Below are 25,511 nucleotides of genomic sequence, written 5' to 3'. Positions count from 1 at the left end.
AGGCTGACGTAGAATAAATCATCCTGACGTCGATTCATTCCCGGATGCCGTTTTTTCACTCAAAAGGAGCTCTTTCTGATGCTGTTTGTGCTCAAAAAAACTGTTGGCGGGCTGTTATTACCTTTGCCCTTTTTATTATTGCTGATGGCATTCGCGCTGGTTTTACTGTGGTTCACCCGCTGGCAAAGGGCTGGTAAAGTGTGTTTTTTAGTGAGTTGGTTAATTCTGGCTTTACTGAGTCTGCAACCCGTCGCCGATAGTCTGCTGCGACCACTTGAAAACACCTATCCGACTTACCAGCCTGACGCTGCAAAACCCGTTAAATACATCGTTGTACTGGGTGGCGGTTATACCTATAACCCTGAGTGGGCTCCGGGCTCAAATCTGATCAATAACAGCCTGCCGCGCGTTGTAGAAGGTATTCGTATCTACCGTCTTAACCCCGGCGCAAAACTGATTTTTACCGGCGGGAAAGCTATCTCAAACCCGCTGAGCAGTGCTGAAGTTGCTGCAAAAGTCGCCATCAGTCTGGGCGTGCCGGAAAGCGATATCATTAAAGTGGATACGCCGCGGGATACGCAGGAGGAGGCGCAACAGGTCAAAGCGCTGATAGGACAACAACCGATGGTGCTGGTGACTTCAGCCAACCATTTACCGCGCGCCATGATTTTCTTTGAGCAGCAGGGCCTCACACCCGTTCCAGCCCCGGCAAATCAGCTTGCCATCGACTCGCCGCTGAATCCTTGGGAGAGAATATTACCCAGCCCACTTTTTTTATCGCACAGCGAGCGGATCTGGTATGAAACGTTGGGACGGGTCTGGCAGTGGCTCGGCAGCCCGTCAAAGGCAGGTTAATTTAGCCAAGGCAACAATTGCTGGCGCGCATAGTCAAACGCGCGCCGGTCGAATTGCCCGGTATGAATAAGATGAGCCACGGATTCCCAGACAACGTAGAGCCAGCGCCTGGCAAGGAAATTTTCCGCCACGGGCGCACGCTGTAAGTAGCTGAACAACAGTTGCTCGCTCATGCCCTTCTCCCACAGGCGAAAGAGATCAAACTCGCGCGGTGCCCACAAAACGGTCCCCGGATTGATCATCGCCAGCAATTGGTCACTGCGCGGATCTTTCAATAAGCTGCGCAGTGATAAATTGCCATGCACCAGCACCGGGTTATCGTTGAAATCAGCAAATAAGCGGTTCAGGCTGGCACGCGCCCGAAACAGCAGCGTGCGGTCTTCCTGCGTCAGAATGGCAGATTGCAGGTTACTCACCGAAGCCCACAACACCTCAACACGCTGCTGATACCACGCCGCCCAGCTGTTTTCCTGCGTACTGTCAACGCTCCCGACACAGCCGTGGCTGTCAATACGGTGCCACGCCAGTAGCCCTTCGACGATTTGCTCCATCAGGACATTCCAGCGCTGAGGCGTGCGGGTGGGCGCTTCAGCAGAAACGCCTCGCAGACGCTCAATCAGTAAAATCTCCTGATAGGGTGATTGGTGCGTGGTCACCATGCCAAAGACCGTCGGTACTCTGATAACCCCTTCGCGAGCTAACATAGACAGTTTATAAGCCTCCTGCGCTGCAATACCGGCACAGGTAAAACTTTTCGCCATCAAAGGCATAGCGTGTCCCTGCTCATCATAAATCGCAAAGAGATGGGCATAAGGCTGTTCACTGACGCATTCCAGGCGGGAGATGCTTTCGCCCAGGACAATACTTAATTCGGCTTTTAGCTGTTCCATAATCATTACACAGTGGTAAATAGGCTCAGAGCTATGATGGAAGCATCGCGGGGAGATTTCTCCGTTTCAGATCAATGAAAACGGCATAAACGAGACGCATAAAAGCGGAAAGGCGATGCAGCAAGAGTCAGAAAAAGAAAACGGAATGCCGCAGCGACATTCCGTATCCGTGCTGGTGATGCGAATAGGCCATCACAGGCTATTTTAGTGACAGAAAAACTCACGTACGCGCTGTAAATCCTCAGGGGTATCGACACCAACTGAAGGAATCGCTTTCGCTACTGCCACGTGAATTTTTTCACCGTACCAGAGAACGCGAAGTTGCTCCAGCAGTTCAATATTCTCCAGCTGGCTTGGCGCCCAGGTCACATAACGTCTCACAAATCCGGCACGGTAAGCATAAATACCGATATGGCGCAGGAAGGTGGCGCCAACGGTCTCTTTGGATTTAGCAAAACGCTCACGCTCCCACGGAATGGTGGCACGGGAGAAGTAAAGGGCGTAGCCGTTGATATCCATCACCACTTTTACCGCATTCGGGTTGAACGCTTCTTCTGCGGTTTCAATCGGTACCGCCAGTGTCGCCATCCCGGCTTCGCATGAGGCCAGATTTTCTGCTACCTGACGGATGATGACCGGCGGTACAAGGGGTTCATCACCCTGCACGTTGACGATGATATCGTCATCAGAAAAACCGTATTTCTCGATGACTTCAGCCAGGCGCTCGGTCCCGGACTGGTGATCGGCACGGGTCATACAGACTTCACCACCCGCCGCTTCAACGGCTTTAAATACGTCGGGATGGTCGGTGGCAACAATGACGCGATCGGCACCGGACTCCATGGCGCGCTCCATCACATGGATAACCATAGGTTTTCCATTGATATCGGCCAAAGGCTTGCCGGGTAAACGGCTGGAAGCAAAGCGGGCGGGAATGATAACAATGAAACTCATGGATGCGTCTCGTCAGCAGAAAGCGCGCGGGCTTCAGTTTCTAATAACACCGGAATGCCATCGCGAACAGGATAAGCCAGCCCGTCCACTTTACACACCAACTCTTGCGATTCTTTATTGAAATAGAGCTTACCGGTACACACAGGACAAGCGACTATTTCGAGTAAACGATGATCCATACTTCCTCCCCGAGATCACACAGCTGGCAAACAACGCCAGTGCAGTAATGCTTTTTGAGATAAACCCTTAGGGTGCTGAGAATACCATAAGCCTCTGCCTGTCGTTAATCGGTGAAGTGAGGATTGCCGCAGGTTGGGTGATTAAGGAAAAAAATGGAAACTCAAAGGTAAGGGGGTCTTGCAAAGGCGATCACAGCGGCGTAGAATTTTTTGTGACATGAATCACAAAAACAATTCATATTACGAGTGGAAAAATGAAACTGATCAACAAAATCATCGCAATGTTCGCGAACTACAGTAACTAATACTATTTTCACCTGCATTCATCGTGAAAGAACGGCTGCCTTAAGCAGCCGTTTTGTTTGATATTATTTCTCTGTATTGAGCAATGACCAGCCCCTACCCCAGCTGCTATATAACGCATCGGGAAGGTTCCCCGTTGTGATCGCTTCTGCGCCATGCCACAGAGCACAACGGTTAAATGCCCCGGTTAACTCTTTAATCCGACGGGCATTGAGTTTAACCCCCTCTTCAAGATGCAGCGTTTTAACTTCAAACACTTTCTCTTTACGGTGGATTTTGGCATCAACACGCCCGATCAATTCACCGCGGTGCAAAACCGGTAACGTGAAATATCCAAACTTCCGTTTTTCCTCCGGCGTGTAGCACTCAAGCCGGTAATCAAAATTAAACAGCGTCAGTGCGCGTTTACGGTCCCACACTACCGGGTCAAAGGGCGAGAGCAGCGTGGTCACCGTTGAGCTGATCTTCCCGTCCAGCGCCTGCTGTAATAAGCCGAATTGCGACTGATGAACATAACAATCCCCGTCAATCCCTTCGACATTGACCATCGTGATTTCACCGCGCTTTAGTAAGCTTTCAATCACAGCAGCAATTTTTACACGCTTTAAGCGGTAATAATCTGCCAACCATTCAGCCTTAAAAAATCCTAGGCTTTGAGCCGAGCGCCGCAACATCTCCATTTCGGCGTCAGCCTGAGACAGTGCTTGAGTAGCATCGTCCCAGTCAGGGAGCACCCTTTCAGCCAGATCATAAACGCGATGAAAATTACGCCTCTCTACTACCATCAGTTTTCCTGAAGTGAACAGCGTTTCCAAGTGTTTTTTATGCGGTTTCCAGTCCCACCAGCCGCTGCTCGAACGTTTTTCAGCACTGAAATCAGCCGACCGCACAGGACCGTTATCCGCGATGTGACTGAGCAACTGTGTAATATCCGCATGGTGGGTATCAATCCACGCCTGAGAATACTTCCAGCCCATTTTTTCCGGCGCAAGCATTCGGTGGCGTAATAACCGGTAATCATCGATGGGGACAAAACAGGCTTCATGCGCCCAGTATTCAAAGAGTTTGCCCGCAGCTAATGCCTCTTCGAGCCATTCAGCCGGATAGTGGCCAAGGCGGCTGAACAGCACCAAATAAGGGCTGCGTGCCACGACGCTGATGGTGTCAATCTGCAACAAAGCCATATTGTGAATAACTGAAGTCACATCATCACGGACAGGTTTACGCTTGAGAGGGTGTTGTAAATGTTGTGCGGCAAGGTGCAAAATACGGGCGGCAGAGAGAGGTATGACGGGGTGAGACATATCGGTATCCGTTAATGAAAATCATCTTACAGATACCGATAGCATATTTTTCTCAGAGCGTAAATTTTACGCGCTGAAGTCTGAGACAGACTTAGAAGGCAATCACGTCAGCCGCTGCCGGACCGTGAGCCACGCTGCGGTAGGTTGTAAACTCTACACGCTGCCCTGCATTCAAAGACTTATTGCCTGTATTGGCAATGGAGGCACGTTGAACATAAATTTCAGACGAGCCATCAAGAGGGCAAATAAAACCATAGCCTTTGGCTTGGTTGTACCATTTAACTAAACCCATTTTTAACATCATAATTGTAAATCCTTTATTTGGGCATCCATGAACACGCTTTTTATTATTGTTCGGATGCGCTTGCCCATACTAAAGTTATTTTTTTATAAAAACCTCTAATGAGCGATTGTGAAAATAGTGTTTTTCCAATGAAATCATTGAAAAATCTGCCATAGGCAATCAGGGCCAATCGATTAGATTGAATACTTATGGGAGGGACTCAGAAGGTTCGTCTTTGAAGCGGAATCATTAGATATTAGATAACGTCTTGGGAGGAACTACTTAACTCATACATAAATAGCTCTGCATGACAGGCCGAGGAGCATTTACTCATAAGTAAAAAGCAATAGCAAGCTTATTATAGAAAATAATTCCCAAAGGAAGAGTGATTGCTTATATCCTATTATTAATCATAAGGTTAAAAAATAACATCATGAATCAGATCACTAAAACGGTGTGATGAGAAGATGATGACCTGTAAGGAAAGTTATTTATGTGTTATCACCTGCTCGATTTTACTGATGAGATTTTCAGACTGTTCAGCCGAAATGTTGGCATCAACAGGCAAATACCACCAGTTGGGTTCGGCAAACGAACGGCATTTCACCGCATCTTTTTCTGTCATCAGTAATATCTGACTGGCGGTAGTTAACGGTTTTAACTGAGCGGGTTGATAATCCTGATGATCGGCAAAAGTGATCTCTGCCTGCGCCATGGCGCCAAGATTTCTCAATGTGGTGAAAAAGCGCGGTGGGTGCCCAATTCCGGCCATCGCGACGATATTCTGCAAAGCTGTCACTTCACAGCGTTTGCCGGTCAGAATATTCACCGCCAGCCCGGCATCCAGAACCATCGCTATTTCACCGGTCATGGCCGTGCCACCGTTGGTGATCACAGCATCAACCGAGCGCAGGCGCGCGGCACGTTCACGCATGGGCCCGGCCGGCAGCCACCATCCGTTTCCAAAACGCCGCACGCCGTCGATCACCACCACTTCAATATCACGTTGCAGCGCGTAATGTTGCAGACCGTCATCCGTGACGATCACATCAAGCACATGGCTTGCCAGCAGGGCTTTGACCGCGTCGGAACGAATGGGGGAAACGGCCACCGGTGCCCCTGTACGCTGAAATATCAGTACAGGTTCATCGCCGGCCTCAGCCGTTGTGGTTGTTGCATCCAGCACCAGCGGATACTGCGCCGCCTTTCCGCCGTAGCCGCGCGACACAACGCCAGCACGCAAACCCCGCTGTTTTAACATCTCAACCAGCCAGATCACCACCGGTGTTTTTCCGTTGCCACCCGCGGTTAAATTACCGACCACGACCACCGGTAACGGGGCGCGCCAGCTCTTTTTCCACCCTTTTTTATAACTGTAACGAAGCGCGATCGTGATCACCCCGTACAGCCATGAAAAAGGCAGCAGCAATAGATAAAGCGGTGATTTACCTGACCAGATGCGTTCTATCATTGACCAAATTGCATCCGGTGCAGTTGTGCATACGCACCACGCTGAGCCAGCAAATCTTCATGATTACCGCGCTCAACCACACGTCCGTCCTCGATAACCAGAATTTCATCGGCTTTTTCGATAGTTGAGAGGCGGTGTGCGATGACCAGTGAAGTACGGTTCTTTTGCAATTCATCCAGCGCAGCCTGAATGGCACGCTCGGATTCTGTATCAAGCGCCGACGTGGCCTCATCGAGAATCAGTACCGGTGAGTCACGCAAAAGTGCACGGGCAATGGCAATACGCTGTCGTTGTCCGCCGGAGAGTAATACGCCATTTTCACCAATGACGGTATCAAGGCCATTATCCATTTTGCTGATGAAGTCCATCGCATAGGCCATAGTGGCGGCTTTCTCGATATCTTCACGGGTGAACACATCGGTGCGCGCATAGGCAATATTATTGGCAATGGTGTCATTAAACAGATGGACGTTTTGCGAAACTAAGGCCACCTGATTACGCAGGGAAGATAAGGTGTATTCGCGCAGATCGTGGCCATCCAACAGGATCTCACCTTGCTGAATGTCGTAAAAACGAGTGAGCAAGTTCGCAATAGTCGATTTACCTGAACCTGAACGCCCCACCAATGCAACGGTACGCCCGGCGGGAATGCTGAAAGCCACGTCGCGCAATGCGGGTGTATCACGGCCCGGATAGGTGAACGTTACGTTTTTGAACTCAACGTCGCCCTTCGCACGCTCTACAACACGCTTGCCGTCATCTTTCTCCTGTTCCATATCCAGAATGGAGAACAGTGTCTGACAGGCAGCCATACCGCGCTGGAACTGGGCATTCACGTTGGTCAGGGACTTCAGCGGGCGCATCAGGGCAATCATGGAAGAGAAGACTACGGTGATCGTACCCGCACTCAATGTTTCCATAATGGAAGGGAAACTGGCGGCATAAAGCACGAATGCCAGCGCCAGGGATGCGATCAACTGAATAATCGGATCTGAAATCGAGGATGCTGACACCAGGCGCATGCCCTGTTGGCGCATACGGTTGCTGACCGAGTCAAAGCGTTCTGTTTCAACCTTCTGGCCGCCAAAAATCAGCACTTCTTTGTGCCCTTTAAGCATTTGCTCTGCGCTGGTGGTCACATGGCCCATGGTGTTTTGCATGTTTTTACTGATATCACGGAATCGTTTGGAAACGACGCGAATAACAATAGAAACAATAGGGGCAATAACGACCAGAATAATGGACAACTGCCAGCTGTAGTAAAACATCAGGATAAACAGGCCGATAATTGAAGCACCTTCACGTACGACAGTCACCAGAGCACTTGATGAAGAGGATGCTACCTGCTCAGAGTCATAGGTGATACGCGACAACAAAGTCCCGGTGGACTGTTGGTCGAAGAAGGCGACAGGCATACCCATCATGTGTCCGAACAGGCGGCGGCGCATTTGCATCACCACCTTCCCTGATACCCACGAGATGCAATAACTCGAAATGTAGCCACTGATACCACGAACGATCATCAGACCGATAACGACTAATGGCATCCAGAGTAATGTCGAGCGATCTGCTTTACCAAATCCTTCATCAAGGAGCGGCTTCAGCAAAGACAGCATGAAAGTATCACTGGCAGCGTTAGCTACCAGAGCAATAGCCGCAGCGATAAGCCCGGCTTTAAAAGGAGTGATCATCGGCCATAGGCGACGGAATGTCTGCCAGGTGGAGAGATCTTTATCATTCATCATGCATTATTAACCAGCAGCAATAGAAACAGCGGACCATTCTACTCATTATCACTCGATACACCAAACAGGCGGTGATACCAGCGGGGAAATATTTGCTCGCGTAAGCCATTAATAGACCAATAATCGTCGTAAAAACGAGCAGTCAGTTGTCCTGAATGGGCAGTATCGCGCCAGGCAAGGTGCGCGTGATGATATCGGTTGACCACTTTTGTGGCTGGCAGATGCCATTTATTAAACCGCGACGCGGAGGCTATTGATATTTCTGGATTGACCGCGCGCAGGAAAGGCCCGGTCGATGACGAGTTACTTCCGTGGTGAGGCACCTGCAATAACGTTGCCTTCAATTTATTATGATATCGGGAAACCAGATTGTGCTCCGATGCTGCTTCAATGTCCCCGGTGAGTAAAACGCTAAATTTCCCGTCATCAATGCGGATAACACAACTTTCATCATTAAACGGTCTGTCAGTCAGTTTATCCGGCCAAAGCGCGTTGAAGCTCAGGCCCTGCCACGTCCACCCCACTCCGCCAAGACAAGGCAACGAGGCGCTGGTTGAGCTTTCACGCACGGTAGCCAGAGGAAATGCCCGACTGATGCTCTCCAAACCGCCACGGTGGTCTTCATCACCATGGCTGATAATAATCTGCTCCACCTCGATATTACGCCAGCGGATGAAAGGTAGAATATTCATCTCTGCGGCTGAGCCCTCCTCCCAGCGATTACCCGTGTCATATAAAATACCTTTCCCATTTTTACTGATGAGCGTCGCCAGACCGTGACCGACGTCGATCATATCCACCCTCCAGCGTTCGGGAGCTTTCGCACTAAGCCAAACGGTCATCGCTGGTAGCAGAGCTAATACCGTCGCCGGGCAAGTCCGCAGCCAACCAAAGCGCCATATCATCACACCAACCCAGCCAGCAAACGTCAGCGCGAAAGTTGACGCGCCCAAGTAAAACCAGTCTTCAGCAAACTTCCTCGCTCCCCAGAATGCCAGTGAAAGGCTGCTGTCAGCAGCCGACCAGAACCATTGATTTATCACCGCAGGCAAAAACAAGTGGCCGAATAAACCAAACAGCACCAGCGGGACAGTGAAGAGTGAAACAATGGGCACCGCCCACATATTCGCCATGAAAGAGGAGTAATTGATACCGTGAAACAGCCCTATCTGCATGGGCAGCAGCAATAATGTTATACCCAGTTGCAGATGCGCCCAGCGCAATGCTGCCCAGTACCAATGGCGGCTGAACCTTGCAGGTAGTGAAGCCCATTGAAACCAAAAAATCAGCGTCGCAACGGCTAAACAAGAGAGCCAAAAACTGTCGGAAAGAATGCTCAAAGGATCGGCCAGCAACAAAAATGCCATTCCCCACAGCCACACCTGCCAGGGATGACACCTGACCCGATAGAAACGTAACGCCAGCCACAAAGAGAGAGCCAGTGCTGCACGTAACGCCGGGGCATTACATCCGGCCAGCCAGGTATAAATGAGTAGCGTGATTTCACTGATAATCAGTGGGAAACGGTAATCAATGAATCTCAGGGGTAAAAAATATTGTATCCCCCTCGCCAATAACCAGCCTATCCAGGCAGCGATACCAATGTGTAACCCGGATATCGCGACCAGATGCGCAATCCCCGTTTTTTGCAAAAGAGTGTTGTCCTCCGGCCTGATCAGTCCTTTCTCACCAAAGCCGAGTGCGATAAGTACAGGGCGGTTAGCCAGCCCCGACAGGCCATTATTGATCTCAGTGATAAATCGCTGGCGCAGGCTACAGTGGCCATGAAGAACCGTCCCCTGCACTATTCTGCCCTGCAGTGGCCAATGATTTGCCACAGCCCAGCGCTGAGAGTCAAAACCGCCTTCATTGAGCGAAGCGTGAACCGGTCTTAAATTCGCTTTAAATTTCCACACCAGTCCGGCACAGTAGTCTGTCGCTGCATTCTCCCACTGGGTTCTGAAATAAACAGGTGGGAAAACATGCCTGCCGCCAGCCTCAATAATCTTGATGGCAATCTGATGCTTATCAATCCGCCCTAAATTTATCGACTGAACGCTGCCAACCATCTCAACATTTCCCCCACTCAGCCTGTCTGTTTGCATTAACAGATATTGCCCCTGACCTACCGCCCAAACAAAACTCAACAGTAAAATGGCGCTTAGATAGGCCATTTTGTGACGAATCAGCATTATTGCGCACGCCAAAATGGCAATGAACAGGCAACCTGCCAGTGAGGGTAATCCCGGCAAAACGATGAGCGGAAGCATTCCCATTGTGACGGCAAGCGCTATCTCATCCATTGAGATTTTAATAAGAATATCCTTCACTTAGCTCTTAATCTGAAGAGGAGTAAGGACGGGTATCAGCAACATTAATCACCCGCATGTGTGGCAGCAAGTATGATTAGAGTGTTATAGCGGGACAAGCAGAGGAGATGAACGATGCGAGACATCGCGCAGAATAAACGTACAAACGGAGGGATTTTATGCAAAAAAAAACGGCACCTTCAAAAGGTACCGCTTTAGGTTCGCTATAGGCAGAATTTATGTCAGACCGAAGTCTTAGCCATAAATATTCGCGCGATCGCGCAACTCTTTGCCTGGCTTGAAATGCGGAACGTATTTACCATCCAGTTCCACTTTGTCGCCAGTTTTTGGGTTACGCCCAACACGCGGAGCACGGTAGTGAAGAGAAAAACTGCCAAACCCACGGATCTCAATGCGTTCGCCATCAGCTAAAGTTGCAGCCATATGTTCAAGCATCTCTTTCACTGCATCCTCAATGGCTTTCGCCGGGACATGAGAGTGCTGGCCAGCAAGTCTTTCAATAAGTTCAGACTTGGTCATATTACCTCCAAGCTTTGCAGCTAAACTACCGTTTCGGGGCGGTCTGTACATATCATAAATAATAACCGCCCCCCGTCATTACTCGCCTTTTGCCGCTTTGAACGCTTCAGCCATAGCGTTAGAGAAGTTGCTTTCTTCTGCTGGTTTGTTGTTAACCACAGCGATTGCTTCTTTCTCGTCTGACTCATCCTTAGCACGGACGGACAGGCTTACTACGCGGTTCTTACGATCAACACCGGTGAACTTAGCTTCAACATCATCACCAACGCTCAGAACCAGAGTTGCGTCTTCAATACGGTCGCGAGAAGCTTCTGAAGCACGCAGGTAACCTTCTACACCGCCTGCTAATTCAACTGTAGCACCTTTGGCGTCAACTGCTGTGACTTTACCAGTAACAATAGTACCTTTCTTGTTCGTAGACAGGTAGTTATTGAACGGATCTTCAGCCAGTTGCTTCACGCCCAAGGAGATGCGCTCGCGCTCTGCGTCAACTTGCAGAACCACAGCTGCGATTTCGTCGCCTTTCTTGTATTCACGTACTGCTTCTTCGCCTGCAACGTTCCAGGAGATGTCAGACAGGTGAACCAGGCCGTCGATGCCGCCGTCCAGACCAATGAAGATACCGAAGTCAGTGATTGACTTGATTTTACCTTCAACACGGTCGTTCTTGTTGTGGGTTTCTGCAAACAACTGCCATGGGTTAGATTTGCATTGTTTCAGGCCCAGGGAGATACGACGACGTTCTTCGTCGATGTCCAGAACCATAACTTCAACAACATCGCCCACGTTAACAACTTTAGATGGGTGGATGTTTTTGTTAGTCCAATCCATTTCAGAAACGTGAACCAGACCTTCAACGCCTTCTTCGATTTCTACGAAGCAGCCGTAATCAGTCAGGTTGGTAACGCGACCAGTCAGTTTAGTACCTTCTGGGTAACGTTTAGCGATAGCAACCCATGGATCTTCGCCCAGCTGTTTCAAGCCAAGGGATACACGAGTACGTTCACGGTCAAATTTCAGAACTTTAACAGTGATTTCGTCGCCAACGTTGACGATTTCGCTTGGATGTTTAACACGTTTCCAAGCCATGTCAGTGATGTGCAACAGGCCGTCAACGCCACCCAGATCCACGAATGCACCGTAGTCAGTGAGGTTCTTAACGATACCTTTAACTTCCATGCCTTCCTGCAGGTTTTCCAGCAGTTGATCGCGCTCTGCGCTGTTCTCAGACTCAATTACTGCACGGCGAGAAACAACAACGTTGTTGCGTTTCTGGTCCAGTTTGATGACTTTGAACTCAAGATCTTTGCCTTCGAGATGCAGCGTGTCGCGTACCGGACGAACGTCTACCAGTGAACCTGGCAGGAACGCACGAATACCGTTCAGCTCAACAGTGAAACCGCCTTTAACTTTACCGTTGATAACACCGGTAACAGTTGCAGCTTCTTCGTAAGCTTTTTCCAGCGTGATCCAAGCTTCATGACGTTTAGCTTTTTCACGGGACAGCAGAGTTTCACCGAAGCCATCTTCAACAGCGTCCAGCGCAACATCAACTTCGTCGCCAACCTGGATTTCCAGTTCGCCCTGTGCGTTTTTGAACTGCTCTGCTGGAATCGCGGACTCAGATTTCAGACCGGCGTCAACCAGTACGATATCTTTGTCGATAGACACAACAACGCCACGAACGATGGAACCCGGACGGGTTTCGATTGTTTTTAAGGATTCTTCAAAGAGTTGAGCAAAAGATTCAGTCATGTTGTTAATCTTTAAGTTCTTAAGTTTAACGTCCATCTGGCGTCCTGCTGGATGGGGTTGTTTCAAATGCCCCGCTACAGATCCTTGCGGCGAGGTTAAAAAAAACTATAGCCAAAACCGGCACTGAAGAGTATTCAGCACCAGAAATAAGGCTCGATCACCGGGTTTGTTTTTGCGGCAATCCTAGAATTTCAGTGGCATAAGCCAACGCACGTTGGATAACTTCGTCAATCGACATACTGGTTGAATCCAGTAATAACGCATCAGAAGCGGCAACCAAAGGCGCTATAGCACGATTACGGTCACGGTCATCCCGTTCCTTTATCTCGGCTAAAAGACGTTCAAAGTTAACACTAAAGCCTTTTTCCTGCAACTGTAGCATTCTTCTGTTCGCACGCTCTTCCGAGCTGGCATCCAAAAATATTTTTACCGGTGCATCAGGGAAAACGACGGTGCCCATATCACGCCCGTCAGCAATCAGTCCCGGAGCCTCACGAAAAGCCCGCTGGCGACGGAGCAAGGCTTCACGAACCCGGGGGAAAGCAGCAGCCTGGGAAGCTGTATTGCCCACCGTTTCAGTGCGGATTTCATTACTGACATCCTCACCTTCTAAAATCACTTTTAATTGCCCGTCCTGAGCGACAAAACGAACGTCAAGGTGTGCGGCAAGCGGTACCAACGCCTCTTCAGAGACAATATCGACCTGATGATGTAAAGCAGCCAGTGCTAAAACGCGGTAGATGGCACCGGAGTCCAGCAAGCGCCATTCTAGGGCCTCTGCCAGCGCTTTACACAGCGTGCCTTTACCTGCGCCACTTGGCCCATCAACGGTTATCACCGGGGCTAAAGCCGTCATTTCTGTCTCCTTTGGTGGGGTAAACCCTCATCATTAACCCGGAAAGGCTAATTCAGGAGCGATATTATACGCTGCCTTTACCACAACTGTTACCCCACGTTGTTCAGTTGCCGAAAAAGCAGACTACACCTATAAAACTGTTGACGATAAAGTGCAAAAAAAACGGACATCTTTCTATGTCCGTCTTAGTTATAGACTATGCCAACGTGCTGATAGCGGCGAGTCGCTCAAAATAGTCGGGGAATGTTTTGGCGGTGCATTTGGGATCCAGAATAGTCACCGGGGTATCCGACAGCGCCACCAGCGAGAAACACATCGCCATCCGATGATCGTTATAAGTACCAATTTCGGCAAAGGTCAAAGATTGAGGCGGTTCAACGCGGATGTAATCCTCACCCTCTTCAACCGTTGCGCCCACTTTGCGCAATTCGGTGGCCATCGCGGCCAGACGGTCGGTCTCTTTGACGCGCCAGTTGTAAATGTTACGCAGCGTCGTTGGCCCTTTCGCAAACAGCGCGGCCGTTGCGATGGTCATTGCCGCGTCAGGAATGTGGTTCATATCCATATCGATACCGATCAGTTCACCGCGGGTACATTCGATATAATCTTTTGCCCAGGTGACTTTAGCACCCATCTTTTCCAGTACGTCAGCAAAACGGATATCACCCTGCATGCTGTTTTTGCCAATACCGGTGACGCGCACTGTGCCGCCTTTAATGGCGGCGGCGGCCAGGAAATAGGAGGCGGACGAGGCATCGCCTTCGACTAAATAGGTGCCTGGTGACACGTAATTCTGCTGCCCGCGAATGCGGAACTGCTGATAGTTTTCGTTGGTGACCGTCACTCCGAAGATTTTCATCAGATTCAGCGTGATATCAATATAAGGCTTAGACACCAGCTCACCTTTAATACGGATGGTAGTGTCCGCGCCGGCCAGCGGAGCCATCATCAGCAACGCCGTCAGAAACTGGCTGGAAACGCTGCCATCGACGGTGACTTCGCCGCCTTTAAATCCACCGCGTAAACGCACTGGCGGATAATTGTCCTGCTCAAGATAGTCAACATCCGCACCGCCCTGACGCAGCGCATCCACCAGATGGCCAATCGGACGCTCTTTCATGCGCGGTTCGCCCGTCAAAACCACATCATGCGAACCGAGACAAAGCGCCGCAGCCAGCGGACGCATGGCCGTACCGGCATTACCCAGAAAAAGCTCCAGAGCGGCAGAAGGCTGAAAAATACCGCCCAGTCCCTCGATTTCACAATGTGTACGGTCAGCCGAGAGACGATAGGTCACACCCAGCTTAGTGAGGGCATTTAACATATGACTGACGTCATCGCTGTCGAGAAGGTTATTCAGGCGAGTCGTGCCCTGTGCAAAAGCAGCCAGTAAAAGGGCCCGGTTAGAAACACTTTTTGATCCAGGTAAATTGATGGTGCCGTTAACCAGTGCAACGGGTTGTAATGTCAGGGATTCCACGCTATCTCCATTTTATTTTATTCATAAAATGACCCCGGACTTCCAGCCGGGGTCATTTTTAAACCACATTTATTCAGCCATTCTGGCACAGATCAACCGTGGCGTTTTTCGAAATCAGCCATAAAGTCAGTCAATGCTCTCACGCCTTCAATCGGCATAGCATTATAAATAGAAGCTCGCATTCCGCCGGCAACACGGTGCCCTTTCAGCGCGTGCATTCCTGCCTCAAAAGATTGTTGCAGGAAAAATTTGTCCAGCGATGCATCGGCCATTTGGAACGGCACGTTCATCCACGAGCGGTTGGCTGCGGCTACGTTGTTACGGTAAAAATCACTGCGATCAATGGTGCCATAAAGCAGTTCGGCTTTCGCCTGATTACGTTTTTCCATTTCACGTAATCCACCCTGCTCTTTCAACCATTTAAACACCATCCCCGATAAATACCAGGCAAAGGTCGGAGGTGTATTAAACATCGAGTCGTTTTCAGCCAGCACCGTGTAATCAAGAATCGAAGGCAACGCTTTCTGCGCTTTGCCGAGCAAATCTTCACGGACAATGACCAGAGTCAGGCCCGCAGGGCCGATATTTTTCTGCGCGCCCGCGTAAATCACGCCAAAGCGACTGACATCTACCGGGCGGGATAAAATAGAGGAAGAGTAGTCAGCGATGACCACTTTGTCGCCGAAGTCTGGGACTTCATCAATCGCGACGCCATCAATAGTTTCATTCGGGCAGTAGTGAACATAAGCAGCATCGGCATTCAATGCCCACTCGCTCATCGGCAAGATGCCGCGTTTGCCATCGACGGTGGTGGTCACATCGATAACATTCGGCGTGCAGTATTTTTGAGCTTCTTTCACTGCACTGTGTGCCCAATAGCCGCCGTCGATATAATCCGCAGTGGCTTTTTCACCCAGTAAATTCATGGGTACGGCGGCAAATTGCGCACGCGCGCCACCGTGGCAGAACAAGACTTTATAGTTGGAAGGAATATTCATCAGATCACGGATATCCTGCTCGGACTCCTCGGCAACCTGGATAAACTCCTTACTACGGTGGCTGATTTCCATTACCGACGTTCCCAGCCCATGCCAGTTACACAGTTCTTGTTCAGCACGTCGTAATACTTCTGCCGGGATCATTGCCGGTCCAGCACTAAAATTATAAACCTGAGTCATTTCCCCTCACCACTCCGCTGAGACAACCATAAGATATAACCAATTTACTGGTTTTATCATTCGAGACAAGCAGTCTGCAATGGTTATTCGTAACGGGAGCATGATCACATTGTTGTCACTGCGTTAACGGTTGCCTGTAGCCTAAAATCCCGTATGATTGCGCGTTTTTAGAACGCTCAAAAGTGAACTCAATGACACAAACCTTCATTACTGGCAAAGACGCGGCGCTGGAAGATTCAATTTCCCGTTTTCAACAAAAACTCACTGACCTCGGTTTCAACATTGAGGAAGCTTCCTGGCTGAACCCGATCCCTAATGTCTGGTCAGTGCATATCCGCGATCGCGATTGCCCGCTGTGCTTTACCAACGGCAAAGGTGCCAGTAAAAAAGCGGCGCTGGCCTCTGCGCTGGGTGAGTATTTTGAGCGTTTATCGACCAACTATTTCTTCGCGGATTTCTATCTGGGTAAAGAGATTGCCAACGGTGATTTCGTCCATTACCCGAACGAGAAATGGTTCCCGATCCCGGCTGACAACGGTCTGCCAGCAGGTATTCTGGATGAGCGTCTGCATGATTTCTATGATGCGGATAAAGAGCTGACCGGTGGCGACCTGGTGGACCTGCAATCAGGCAACCCGGAGCGCGGGATCTGCGCCCTGCCATTCACCCGCCAGTCTGACCTGCAAACCGTCTATATTCCGATGAACATCATCGGAAACCTGTATGTCTCCAACGGGATGTCTGCCGGTAACACCGCCAATGAAGCGCGTGTTCAGGGTCTGTCAGAAGTGTTTGAGCGTTACGTCAAAAACCGCATCATTGCTGAATCCATCAGCCTGCCGGAGATCCCAGCCGATGTGCTGGCGCGTTATCCGGGCGTCGTTGAAGCCATTGCCAAACTGGAAGAAGAAGGTTTCCCCATTCTTTCTTATGACGCCTCTCTGGGCGGCAACTATCCGGTTATTTGTGTGGTTCTGTTCAACCCGGCCAACGGTACCTGTTTTGCCTCTTTTGGCGCGCACCCTGATTTCGGCGTGGCGCTGGAACGTACCGTGACCGAACTGCTGCAGGGCCGCAGCCTGAAAGATCTGGATGTGTTCACTGCACCGACCTTCGACGACGAAGAAGTGGCCGAACACGCTAACCTCGAAACTCACTTCATCGATTCAAGCGGTTTGATTTCGTGGGATATGTTCAAGCAGGATGCCGACTATCCGTTCGCCGACTGGAGCTTCAGCGGCACCACGGAGCAAGAGTTCACCACGCTGATGGCTATCTTTGATAAAGAAGACGCCGAGGTTTACATCGCTGATTACGAACATCTGGACGTTTACGCCTGCCGCATCATTGTTCCGGGCATGTCTGATATTTACCCGGCCGAAGATTTGCTGCTCGCCAATAACACCATGGGCGCTCACCTGCGCGAACAACTGCTGGCACTGCCGGGCAGCGATTTGCCGAAAGAAGCCTATCTGGAGATGATCACTCAGCTTGATGAAGAAGGTCTGGATGACTTTACCCGCGTACGTGAATTATTGGGTATCGCCAGCGGTAAGGATAATGGCTGGTATACGCTGCGTGTGGGTGAACTGAAGTCCATGCTGGCTCTTGCCGGCGGCGATATGGATCAGGCGCTGACCTGGGCCGAATGGGCGCATGAGTTTAACTCCTCCGTTTACAGCGACGAGCGCAACAACTATTACCGTTGTCTGCAGACGTTACTGCAACTCGCGCTGGAAGAAGATCGCTCCCCTGAACAGTACTATGGCGCGTTCGTCAAAATGTACGGTCAGGATGCCGTCGATAGCGCTTCTGCAGCTATCAGTGGCGAAGAGCGTTTCCACAGCCTGTTCGCCGTAGAGACCGACCTGCGTGCCCTTCCTGCTCATCAGGGATTGCTCGCCGCTTACGAAAAGCTGCAAGTGGCAAAACGTCGTCATTGGTCTAAAATCTGACTTCACGCTTTTAGTCGGCGTTGAAATCTTACAACCGGTAGCCTTGGCTGCCGGTTTTTTTATGCCTCAGGAAATTTGACTCGCAGCCAAAAGTGGCGTGTAATTCGGCCGCATCGCCCAGTCGTTTAATGTATAAGCGTTTTAATCGCACGTATTTTACGCACAGTTAATTAACAGTGAATATATTATGCGCATTTAAACCTGAATTGATTACATTGCACCCTAATAATTAACATAAAGCCATTATGTCTCGTTGATGCATTCAACTTTATTTGTAAGATTTAAAATGTTTTTATTTGATATTTTTCAACGAGATAAGCAATTTATTACTCCTTTAGGATAGGGGTAAAACGTCCCTAATATCCCCCCTTATGATCCAAGTCAATTTTTACGTTATACTGCTTTGCTAGTATCTCGTTGTGCAGTAGATAACCCTTAAAGAGAGAGTTACTGTGAAAGCTGACAACCCCTTCAATTTATTGTTACCCGCAGCAACAGCGAAAGTCGCTGAAGATGCAGGTGTTTATAAAGCCACTAAACAACCGCTGAAAACTTTTTATTTAGCGATCACTGCTGGCGTCTTTATTTCCATTGCTTTTGTTTTCTATATCACATCAACCACCGGTACTGCGGCCATTCCTTTTGGTCTGGCAAAACTGGTTGGGGGGATCTGCTTCTCACTCGGCCTGATGTTGGTCGTCGTTTGTGGTGCTGACCTTTTCACTTCGACCGTACTCATCGTTATTGCTAAGGCTAGCGGCAGGATAACCTGGGGTCAGTTGGCGTGTAACTGGATCAACGTCTACATCGGAAACCTCTTCGGCGCCCTGTTTTTTGTCGCACTGATCTGGTTCTCCGGCGAACACATGACCGATAATGGTCTGTGGGGCCTGAATGTATTACAAACCGCAGACCACAAAATGCATCACACCTTTATTGAAGCTGTGTGTCTGGGTATTTTGGCTAACCTGATGGTCTGTCTGGCGGTATGGATGAGTTACTCCGGCCGCAGTCTGATGGACAAAATGTTCGCCATGATCCTGCCTGTCGCCATGTTTGTTGCCAGCGGTTTTGAGCACAGCATCGCCAACATGTTTATGATTCCTCTCGGTATTGTCATCAAGAACTTTGCATCTCCTGAGTTCTGGCATGCGGTTGGAACCACCCCTGCGCAATTTGCAGAACTGAATATCAGTAACTTTATTATCGACAACCTGATCCCCGTCACTATCGGGAACATCATCGGTGGTGGTCTGATGGTAGGGTTAACGTACTGGGTAATTTATCTCCGTGATGAGCAGCCTCATTAAGTTCTGTGAAATGCTTGTTACGACAGGTTTACAAACCGATTTTTAAAAGAAAGCCAAATTAGAAGGTAGGTGCATAATGTCCAAGCTCAATGAAAAATTGACCAACGCATGGCAAGGTTTTAGTGCTGGCGACTGGCAGACTGAAGTTAACGTCCGTGACTTCATCCAGAAGAACTACACCCCGTATGAAGGTGACGAGTCTTTCCTGGCCGGTGCGACCAAAGCGACTTCTACGCTGTGGGATAAAGTAATGGAAGGCATCAAACTGGAAAACAGCACCCATGCTCCAGTTGATTTTGATACCGACGTTGCCGCAACCATCACCTCTCATGATGCGGGCTATATCAACAAGTCCCTTGAAACCATCGTGGGTCTGCAGACTGATGCTCCTCTGAAACGCGCCCTGATCCCGTTCGGCGGCATCAAGATGGTTGAAGGTTCATGCAAAGTTTATGGCCGTGAACTGGATCCAGCGCTGAAGAAAGTCTTCACCGAATACCGCAAAACCCATAACCAGGGTGTATTCGATGTGTATACCAAAGACATCCTGAACTGCCGTAAATCCGGTGTACTGACCGGTCTGCCAGACGCCTACGGCCGCGGCCGTATCATCGGTGACTACCGTCGCGTTGCGCTGTACGGTATTGATTTCCTGATGGCTGACAAATATCAGCAATTCCTGTCACTGCAAAATGATCTGGAAAACGGCGTTAACCTGGAAATGACCATCCAGCTGCGCGAAGAGATCTCTGAGCAATACCGTGCCTTGGGCCAGATTAAAGAAATGGCGGCCAAATATGGCTGCGACATTTCTGCACCGGCAAATACCGCTCAGGAAGCTGTTCAGTGGACTTACTTCGGCTATCTGGCTGCGGTTAAATCTCAGAACGGCGCTGCAATGTCCTTCGGCCGCGTATCTACCTTCCTTGACGTGTTCATCGAACGTGATATCAAAGCAGGCAAACTGACTGAAGAAGCTGCTCAGGAGCTGATTGACCACCTGGTCATGAAACTGCGTATGGTACGTTTCCTGCGTACCCCTGAGTATGATGAATTGTTCTCTGGTGACCCAATCTGGGCAACAGAATCTCTGGCAGGTATGGGCGTTGATGGCCGTACTCTGGTCACTAAAAACAGCTTCCGCTTCCTGAATACCCTCTACACCATGGGGCCTTCACCAGAGCCGAACATGACCATTCTGTGGTCAGAAAAACTGCCACTGAACTTCAAAAAATACGCTGCAAAAGTGTCTATCGATACTTCATCCGTACAGTATGAAAACGATGACCTGATGCGTCCTGACTTCAATAATGATGACTACGCCATTGCTTGCTGCGTAAGCCCGATGATTGTTGGTAAACAAATGCAGTTCTTCGGCGCGCGTGCCAACCTGGCGAAAACCATGTTGTATGCAATCAACGGCGGCGTTGACGAAAAAATGAAAATCCAGGTTGGCCCAAAAGAAGCGCCAATGATGGATGCCGTGCTGGACTATGACAAAGTCATGGAACGTATGGATCACTTCATGGACTGGCTGGCTAAACAGTACGTCACAGCCCTGAACATCATCCACTACATGCACGACAAATACAGCTATGAAGCTGCATTGATGGCGCTGCATGACCGTGATGTTTACCGCACTATGGCGTGTGGTATCGCAGGTCTGTCTGTTGCTGCGGACTCCCTGTCTGCTATCAAATATGCAAAAGTCAGCACCATTCGTGACGAAGACGGCTTAGCCGTTGACTTCAAAATCGAAGGTGAGTACCCGCAGTTTGGTAACAACGATTCACGCGTAGATGACATTGCTTGTGACCTGGTAGAACGTTTCATGAAGAAAATTCAGAAACTGCGTACCTACCGTGGCGCTGTGGCAACTCAGTCTGTTCTTACCATCACCTCTAACGTGGTTTACGGTAAGAAAACAGGTAACACTCCAGACGGTCGTCGTGCTGGCGCGCCATTTGGCCCAGGTGCTAACCCAATGCATGGTCGTGACCAGAAAGGTGCTGTTGCCTCTCTGACTTCCGTTGCAAAACTTCCGTTTGCTTATGCGAAAGACGGTATCTCCTACACCTTCTCCATCGTGCCAAATGCACTGGGTAAAGATGATGACGTCCGTAAAGCTAACCTTGCTGGCCTGATGGATGGTTACTTCCACCATGAAGCCAATATCGAAGGTGGTCAGCATCTGAACGTCAACGTAATGAACCGCGAAATGCTGTTAGATGCGATGGAAAACCCGGAAAAATATCCGCAACTGACCATCCGTGTTTCTGGTTATGCAGTGCGTTTCAACTCGCTGACCAAAGAACAACAGCAAGACGTGATCACCCGTACGTTCACCAAAACGCTGTAAAAATTTCGGCTCGCAATAAGCAAGCCTAAGACTAAGGCTCCACACCCGTGGAGCCTTTATTTCATCCCCCACGTTGACTATCGACTCGCTCGAATAGTCTGTTTTGCCAGATATCCCCTACCGATGGATCTCTGGCAAAGCAGTTCAGTAATGCCACATACCCAAAATAATTTGAGCTTCTGGAAGCTGGTCAGTGAACAAACCCCGATGAGATTACATAAGTAAGTGATTCAGGTGAGTGAGCGTAGCCAACGCATCTACTGCTTGACGTATGAAGGGTAATCAACCTTGCTGTTTGTCTGTTATTATTAGCGAGTAGCTACAAGAGAATACCCAAAAGCGATAAGGGTTCCCTTTCAGTTTATCTCTGCCAGGCCAGCATCGGCGCATTTTAGACTGCAACTTATTGGTCAATATTGGAGAAAAACCCGCAATGTCAGTTCAAGGTCGCATCCACTCTTATGAATCCTGTGGCACGGTAGATGGCCCAGGTATACGTTTCATTGTTTTCTTCCAGGGCTGCCTGATGCGCTGTATGTATTGCCATAACCGCGATACCTGGGACACGCACGGTGGTAAAGAGATCAATGTTGAAGACCTGATGAAAGAAGTGGTGACTTATCGTCACTTTATGAATGCTTCTGGCGGCGGCGTCACGGCATCCGGTGGTGAGGCTATCCTGCAGGCTGAATTTGTACGCGACTGGTTCCGTGCATGTCAGAAAGAAGGGATCAACACCTGTCTGGATACTAACGGTTTTGTACGCCGTTATGACCCGGTCATTGATGAATTACTCGATGTTACCGATCTTGTGATGCTCGACTTAAAACAGATGAACGATGATATCCACCAGAACCTGGTCGGCGTTTCGAATCACCGTACACTGGATTTCGCCCGCTATCTGGCTAAACGTAATCAACGCACCTGGATCCGTTATGTTGTGGTGCCGGGCTGGTCTGACGATGACAAATCGTCACACCTGCTGGGTGAATTTACCAAAGACATGACCAACATCGAAAAAATTGAGCTGCTGCCTTATCACGAGCTGGGCAAGCATAAATGGACAGCGATGGGTGAAGAGTACGGTCTGGATGGCGTTAATCCACCGACTAAAGAGATCATGGATCGTGTGAAAGGTATTCTTGAGAGTTACGGGCATAAAGTTATTTATTAAGCCTGCCCGTTAAAATCTTTCGTTATAAAAAACGCCCGTATAGTTTTCACTGTCGGGCGTTTTTTATTTTTCAGGAATGCTCAGCGTATTTTTACTGAAGTGATCTCATGCCGCTGCCACCGGGTTTTGGTGTTTGTCCGCTTTACGCAGCAGAACCACCAGATAAACCAGCGCGACGACCGCAATCATCACAAACAACAGGCGGTCTGAATAACTCTGCATCAGCATCGCGGTCATTGTCGGACCTGCCAGACTGCCGATGGTGTAACTCATTAACAACGCCTGATTCATCGCCACCAGTTCGTCGGGATTGACCTTTTCACACGCCCAGGACATCGCGACCGGATAAAGAGTGAAGCCCGCGCACCCCAGAATAAACAGCGTCGGTGCCATAGCATAACCGCTGAGCATCGCGATGCTGCCTAGAATCACGACAAATACCTGCACCCGTAGAACAATCAACCGACCGTAACGGTCAGCAAGACGCCCGACTGGCCATTGGCCGATAATCCCAGAACTAACCAGCAGTGCCATCCAGTAGCCCACGTCAGCATCGCTCATCCCCTGATGATTCAGGAAGAGCGGCATCAGCCCATATAATGACCCAAGAATAATGCCGGAAATGACACAGCCATTAATACCAAGCCGCGCACTGCGGCGCTTGAGCATGGGCCACACACTCGTATGCGGCTGCTCGCTGTCCTGATTGGTGATATGAGTAAAAAGCAGTGGCAGCATGGCAATGACAATCAATGACGTCACCCACGGCAACACATTAAACAGTTCGGTAGAAACCATACCGAGCATCAGTTGCCCGAAAACCGTGCCGATATAGTAAATAATCATGTAGGCCGCGAGTAGCTGACCGCGGTTTTTCACCGTTCCACTGCGCAGTAATGCACTCTCAACCACAACCCAAATTAGCGCACATCCCATGCCCGCGACAAAACGCCAGCCAATCCAGCTCCAGAATGTCATCGAGAGTGCCAGACCGGCAGTAGCAACTGCAAAGACGATGCACGAAAGATAATAGCTGCGGTTAAACCCAATTCGTTTGATCAACACACCGGCGATTAACGTCCCCACCAGATTCCCTGAATAATAGGAAGAACTGACCAATCCGACCTGCCAGGTCGGCAGCATTTCGTGGCTCAGCCAGAGAGGCACCAACGTATTGAGAACAGCAATAGAAACCGTCAGTAATAGCAGCCCACAGAGTAATAACATTACCGGGCGAGAATAGGCGGACATAGGGAGTTGGCGACCACAAATGCGAAGAAATTGCGCGCATCATGCCACCGGTGAATTAAAAGTCAATCAGGCGAAAACCGGCGTAAGCACGAACTGCAGTTCGATGATTCAAATCGCTCATCAATCACGACAAGCAATGTCAGGTGCCTATTAATGACAAATTAATATCACCATGATAACAAACGAGTTTGCATTTCCCACAGCCGTTACACTGCGTATTATCCACCGAGGGTTGATTCTGTTGATTAAAAAATATTGCCGTGCGCGGACACGCAATTTCGCACATCCGACACAGGTCATCTAATCGTCCCAGGCATTGCCCGGAAATCACCGGCCGCAGGCCTGTATCCATGGACTGAGTGAGGCTCAGTGCCCCACTCTGACAACTCGCAGTGCATTCACTGCAAAAATTACATTCAGCATATTCAATATTCATCCGCGCTTTGCCGTTATCCAGCGCGATAACCCCCACCGGACAAGCATCGCGGCAGGCTCCACAGCCATCGCAGGCTTGTAAGAACAGCAGCTCAGCAACTGCCTGCGGTGGACGGGCGACCCGCCGTCGTAATAGGCCTCCTTCAAGTCCGCTCTGTATTGCACGTTGTCCCGGTGCAAACAAACCGCGAAAGAGCCCGCGGCGGCTGACCGTACGCGAACTCATCCAGGCTCGGTAATAACCGGAATCGCGGGAGTCACTCATCAGCGATATAACTCATGCTCAATAACTGCAAATTCGCATTGTTGCTGCCACCCTTCCAACGTCACTTGCGTTAACCGGGCTATACCCTGATAGACAGGATGGTCTGCCCCCTGTTCAAGCAATGTGAGATAACGGAATGCCCATGGAAACAGATGCATAGCTAAAAACTCAGCAAGGAGTTCCGGAGAATTCTCGGCCAGCCAGGCAGACATCATCAGCATCAAGCCGATGTGATCCTCAGGCTCGGCCTGTACCTTGTGGGGTTCAATACCGTGCAGACGCATCCAGTCGCGCAAGTTCAAGGTTGATTCGCCAAACAACACACTTTCGCGGTCCAGATAAACCGATCCCCAGGGAGGTGCTGGCAATGCATAAGGGCCGACGAACAGACGCTGGAAAGCCTCTTCGTCAGACTCAACAGACGCTGCTTCACTGGCAATGCAGTTTACAATCTGCTGCAAACGTTCGGTCCCGCCATAGGGCCATTCGGGCATCCACGTGTGAGTCTGTAACCATTGAAAAAGTGGCTTTGCTTGCTCTGAATCTGGCGGAAAATACAAGAGAGTGCCTAAGACTTTGCCGGTGGCGGCGATGGTATCTGCTGACATAAATAACGCGTCCTGAAAACGCGCATTGCGACTAAACAATGCGCGGATAGAA

21 protein-coding genes are annotated in these 25,511 nt (G+C 49.8%); 5 read left to right on the top strand and 16 right to left on the bottom strand.

What is annotated here, in order from left to right; genetic code table 11:
• Nucleotides 1–78: 78 nt before the first annotated feature.
• Nucleotides 79–855, top strand: a complete 777-nt coding sequence (gene elyC, locus ACZRKO_RS03500; protein ID WP_463735863.1) for an envelope biogenesis factor ElyC — start codon at nt 79–81, stop codon at nt 853–855.
• On the opposite strand, the gene ACZRKO_RS03495 is transcribed toward elyC, so the two are convergent.
• The 13 genes from ACZRKO_RS03495 to serC form a co-directional block, all read right to left on the bottom strand.
• The gene (locus ACZRKO_RS03495) at nt 852–1,745 is read right to left on the bottom strand and encodes a YcbJ family phosphotransferase (protein ID WP_463735862.1); all 894 of its coding nucleotides are present in this window, start codon (nt 1,743–1,745) and stop codon (nt 852–854) included. The genes elyC and ACZRKO_RS03495 overlap by 4 nt on opposite strands.
• A 204-nt stretch (nt 1,746–1,949) precedes the next feature.
• Nucleotides 1,950–2,699, bottom strand: a complete 750-nt coding sequence (gene kdsB / locus ACZRKO_RS03490; RefSeq protein ID WP_463735861.1) for a 3-deoxy-manno-octulosonate cytidylyltransferase — start codon at nt 2,697–2,699, stop codon at nt 1,950–1,952.
• Nucleotides 2,696–2,878 carry a Trm112 family protein gene (locus tag ACZRKO_RS03485; RefSeq protein ID WP_188471083.1) on the bottom strand — a complete coding sequence of 61 codons (183 nt, stop codon included), beginning with the start codon at nt 2,876–2,878 and terminating at the stop codon, nt 2,696–2,698. The genes kdsB and ACZRKO_RS03485 overlap by 4 nt, the downstream gene beginning before the upstream one ends.
• A 368-nt stretch (nt 2,879–3,246) precedes the next feature.
• Nucleotides 3,247–4,485 carry a winged helix-turn-helix domain-containing protein gene (locus tag ACZRKO_RS03480; RefSeq protein WP_463735860.1) on the bottom strand — a complete coding sequence of 413 codons (1,239 nt, stop codon included), beginning with the start codon at nt 4,483–4,485 and terminating at the stop codon, nt 3,247–3,249.
• A gap of 91 nt (nt 4,486–4,576) precedes the next feature.
• Nucleotides 4,577–4,789, bottom strand: a complete 213-nt coding sequence (locus tag ACZRKO_RS03475; RefSeq protein ID WP_034789203.1) for a cold-shock protein — start codon at nt 4,787–4,789, stop codon at nt 4,577–4,579.
• Between the two features lie 466 nt (nt 4,790–5,255).
• On the bottom strand, nt 5,256–6,239 hold the full coding sequence (gene lpxK / locus ACZRKO_RS03470; RefSeq protein WP_463735859.1) for a tetraacyldisaccharide 4'-kinase: 984 nt from the start codon (nt 6,237–6,239) through the stop codon (nt 5,256–5,258).
• Nucleotides 6,236–7,984 carry a lipid A ABC transporter ATP-binding protein/permease MsbA gene (gene msbA / locus ACZRKO_RS03465; RefSeq protein WP_463735858.1) on the bottom strand — a complete coding sequence of 583 codons (1,749 nt, stop codon included), beginning with the start codon at nt 7,982–7,984 and terminating at the stop codon, nt 6,236–6,238. The genes lpxK and msbA overlap by 4 nt, the downstream gene beginning before the upstream one ends.
• Before the next feature lie 38 nt (nt 7,985–8,022).
• Nucleotides 8,023–10,314 carry a ComEC family protein gene (locus ACZRKO_RS03460; protein ID WP_463735857.1) on the bottom strand — a complete coding sequence of 764 codons (2,292 nt, stop codon included), beginning with the start codon at nt 10,312–10,314 and terminating at the stop codon, nt 8,023–8,025.
• 234 nt (nt 10,315–10,548) lie between these two features.
• Nucleotides 10,549–10,833, bottom strand: coding sequence for an integration host factor subunit beta (gene ihfB, locus ACZRKO_RS03455; RefSeq protein ID WP_034789191.1), 285 nt, complete (start codon nt 10,831–10,833; stop codon nt 10,549–10,551).
• Between the two features lie 78 nt (nt 10,834–10,911).
• Complete coding sequence (gene rpsA / locus ACZRKO_RS03450) at nt 10,912–12,624, bottom strand: 30S ribosomal protein S1 (protein ID WP_463735856.1); 1,713 nt, start codon at nt 12,622–12,624, stop codon at nt 10,912–10,914.
• 121 nt (nt 12,625–12,745) lie between these two features.
• Nucleotides 12,746–13,444, bottom strand: coding sequence for a (d)CMP kinase (gene cmk, locus ACZRKO_RS03445; protein WP_140470189.1), 699 nt, complete (start codon nt 13,442–13,444; stop codon nt 12,746–12,748).
• Nucleotides 13,445–13,640: 196 nt separating this feature from the next.
• Nucleotides 13,641–14,924: a 3-phosphoshikimate 1-carboxyvinyltransferase gene (aroA, locus tag ACZRKO_RS03440; RefSeq protein ID WP_463735855.1), complete on the bottom strand. Its 1,284-nt coding sequence runs from the start codon at nt 14,922–14,924 to the stop codon at nt 13,641–13,643.
• A 92-nt stretch (nt 14,925–15,016) separates the two neighbouring features.
• Nucleotides 15,017–16,102, bottom strand: coding sequence for a 3-phosphoserine/phosphohydroxythreonine transaminase (gene serC / locus ACZRKO_RS03435; RefSeq protein ID WP_463735854.1), 1,086 nt, complete (start codon nt 16,100–16,102; stop codon nt 15,017–15,019).
• A 191-nt stretch (nt 16,103–16,293) separates the two neighbouring features.
• Between serC and ycaO the strand changes: the two genes are divergently transcribed.
• The 4 genes from ycaO (at nt 16,294) to pflA (ending at nt 22,900) form a co-directional block, all read left to right on the top strand.
• Nucleotides 16,294–18,057: a 30S ribosomal protein S12 methylthiotransferase accessory factor YcaO gene (gene ycaO, locus ACZRKO_RS03430; RefSeq protein WP_463735853.1), complete on the top strand. Its 1,764-nt coding sequence runs from the start codon at nt 16,294–16,296 to the stop codon at nt 18,055–18,057.
• 452 nt (nt 18,058–18,509) lie between these two features.
• A complete protein-coding gene (focA, locus tag ACZRKO_RS03425) occupies nt 18,510–19,367 on the top strand; it encodes a formate transporter FocA (protein WP_463735852.1) in 858 nt (285 codons plus the stop codon).
• A gap of 76 nt (nt 19,368–19,443) precedes the next feature.
• The gene (pflB, locus tag ACZRKO_RS03420) at nt 19,444–21,726 is read left to right on the top strand and encodes a formate C-acetyltransferase (RefSeq protein WP_463735851.1); all 2,283 of its coding nucleotides are present in this window, start codon (nt 19,444–19,446) and stop codon (nt 21,724–21,726) included.
• A gap of 433 nt (nt 21,727–22,159) precedes the next feature.
• The gene (pflA, locus tag ACZRKO_RS03415; RefSeq protein WP_463735850.1) at nt 22,160–22,900 is read left to right on the top strand and encodes a pyruvate formate lyase 1-activating protein; all 741 of its coding nucleotides are present in this window, start codon (nt 22,160–22,162) and stop codon (nt 22,898–22,900) included.
• A 105-nt stretch (nt 22,901–23,005) separates the two neighbouring features.
• On the opposite strand, the gene ACZRKO_RS03410 is transcribed toward pflA, so the two are convergent.
• From ACZRKO_RS03410 to dmsD, 3 genes are all read right to left on the bottom strand, one after another.
• Complete coding sequence (locus ACZRKO_RS03410) at nt 23,006–24,151, bottom strand: MFS transporter (protein WP_463735849.1); 1,146 nt, start codon at nt 24,149–24,151, stop codon at nt 23,006–23,008.
• 139 nt (nt 24,152–24,290) lie between these two features.
• On the bottom strand, nt 24,291–24,851 hold the full coding sequence (napF, locus tag ACZRKO_RS03405; protein WP_463735848.1) for a ferredoxin-type protein NapF: 561 nt from the start codon (nt 24,849–24,851) through the stop codon (nt 24,291–24,293).
• On the bottom strand, nt 24,851–25,459 hold the full coding sequence (dmsD, locus tag ACZRKO_RS03400) for a Tat proofreading chaperone DmsD (protein WP_463735847.1): 609 nt from the start codon (nt 25,457–25,459) through the stop codon (nt 24,851–24,853). The genes napF and dmsD overlap by 1 nt, the downstream gene beginning before the upstream one ends.
• Nucleotides 25,460–25,511 lie beyond the last annotated feature (52 nt).

Source organism: Ewingella sp. C233 (assembly GCF_055407225.1).
Note: the sequence above shows the minus strand (reverse complement) of the source record. Positions and strands in the feature narration are given on the sequence as shown.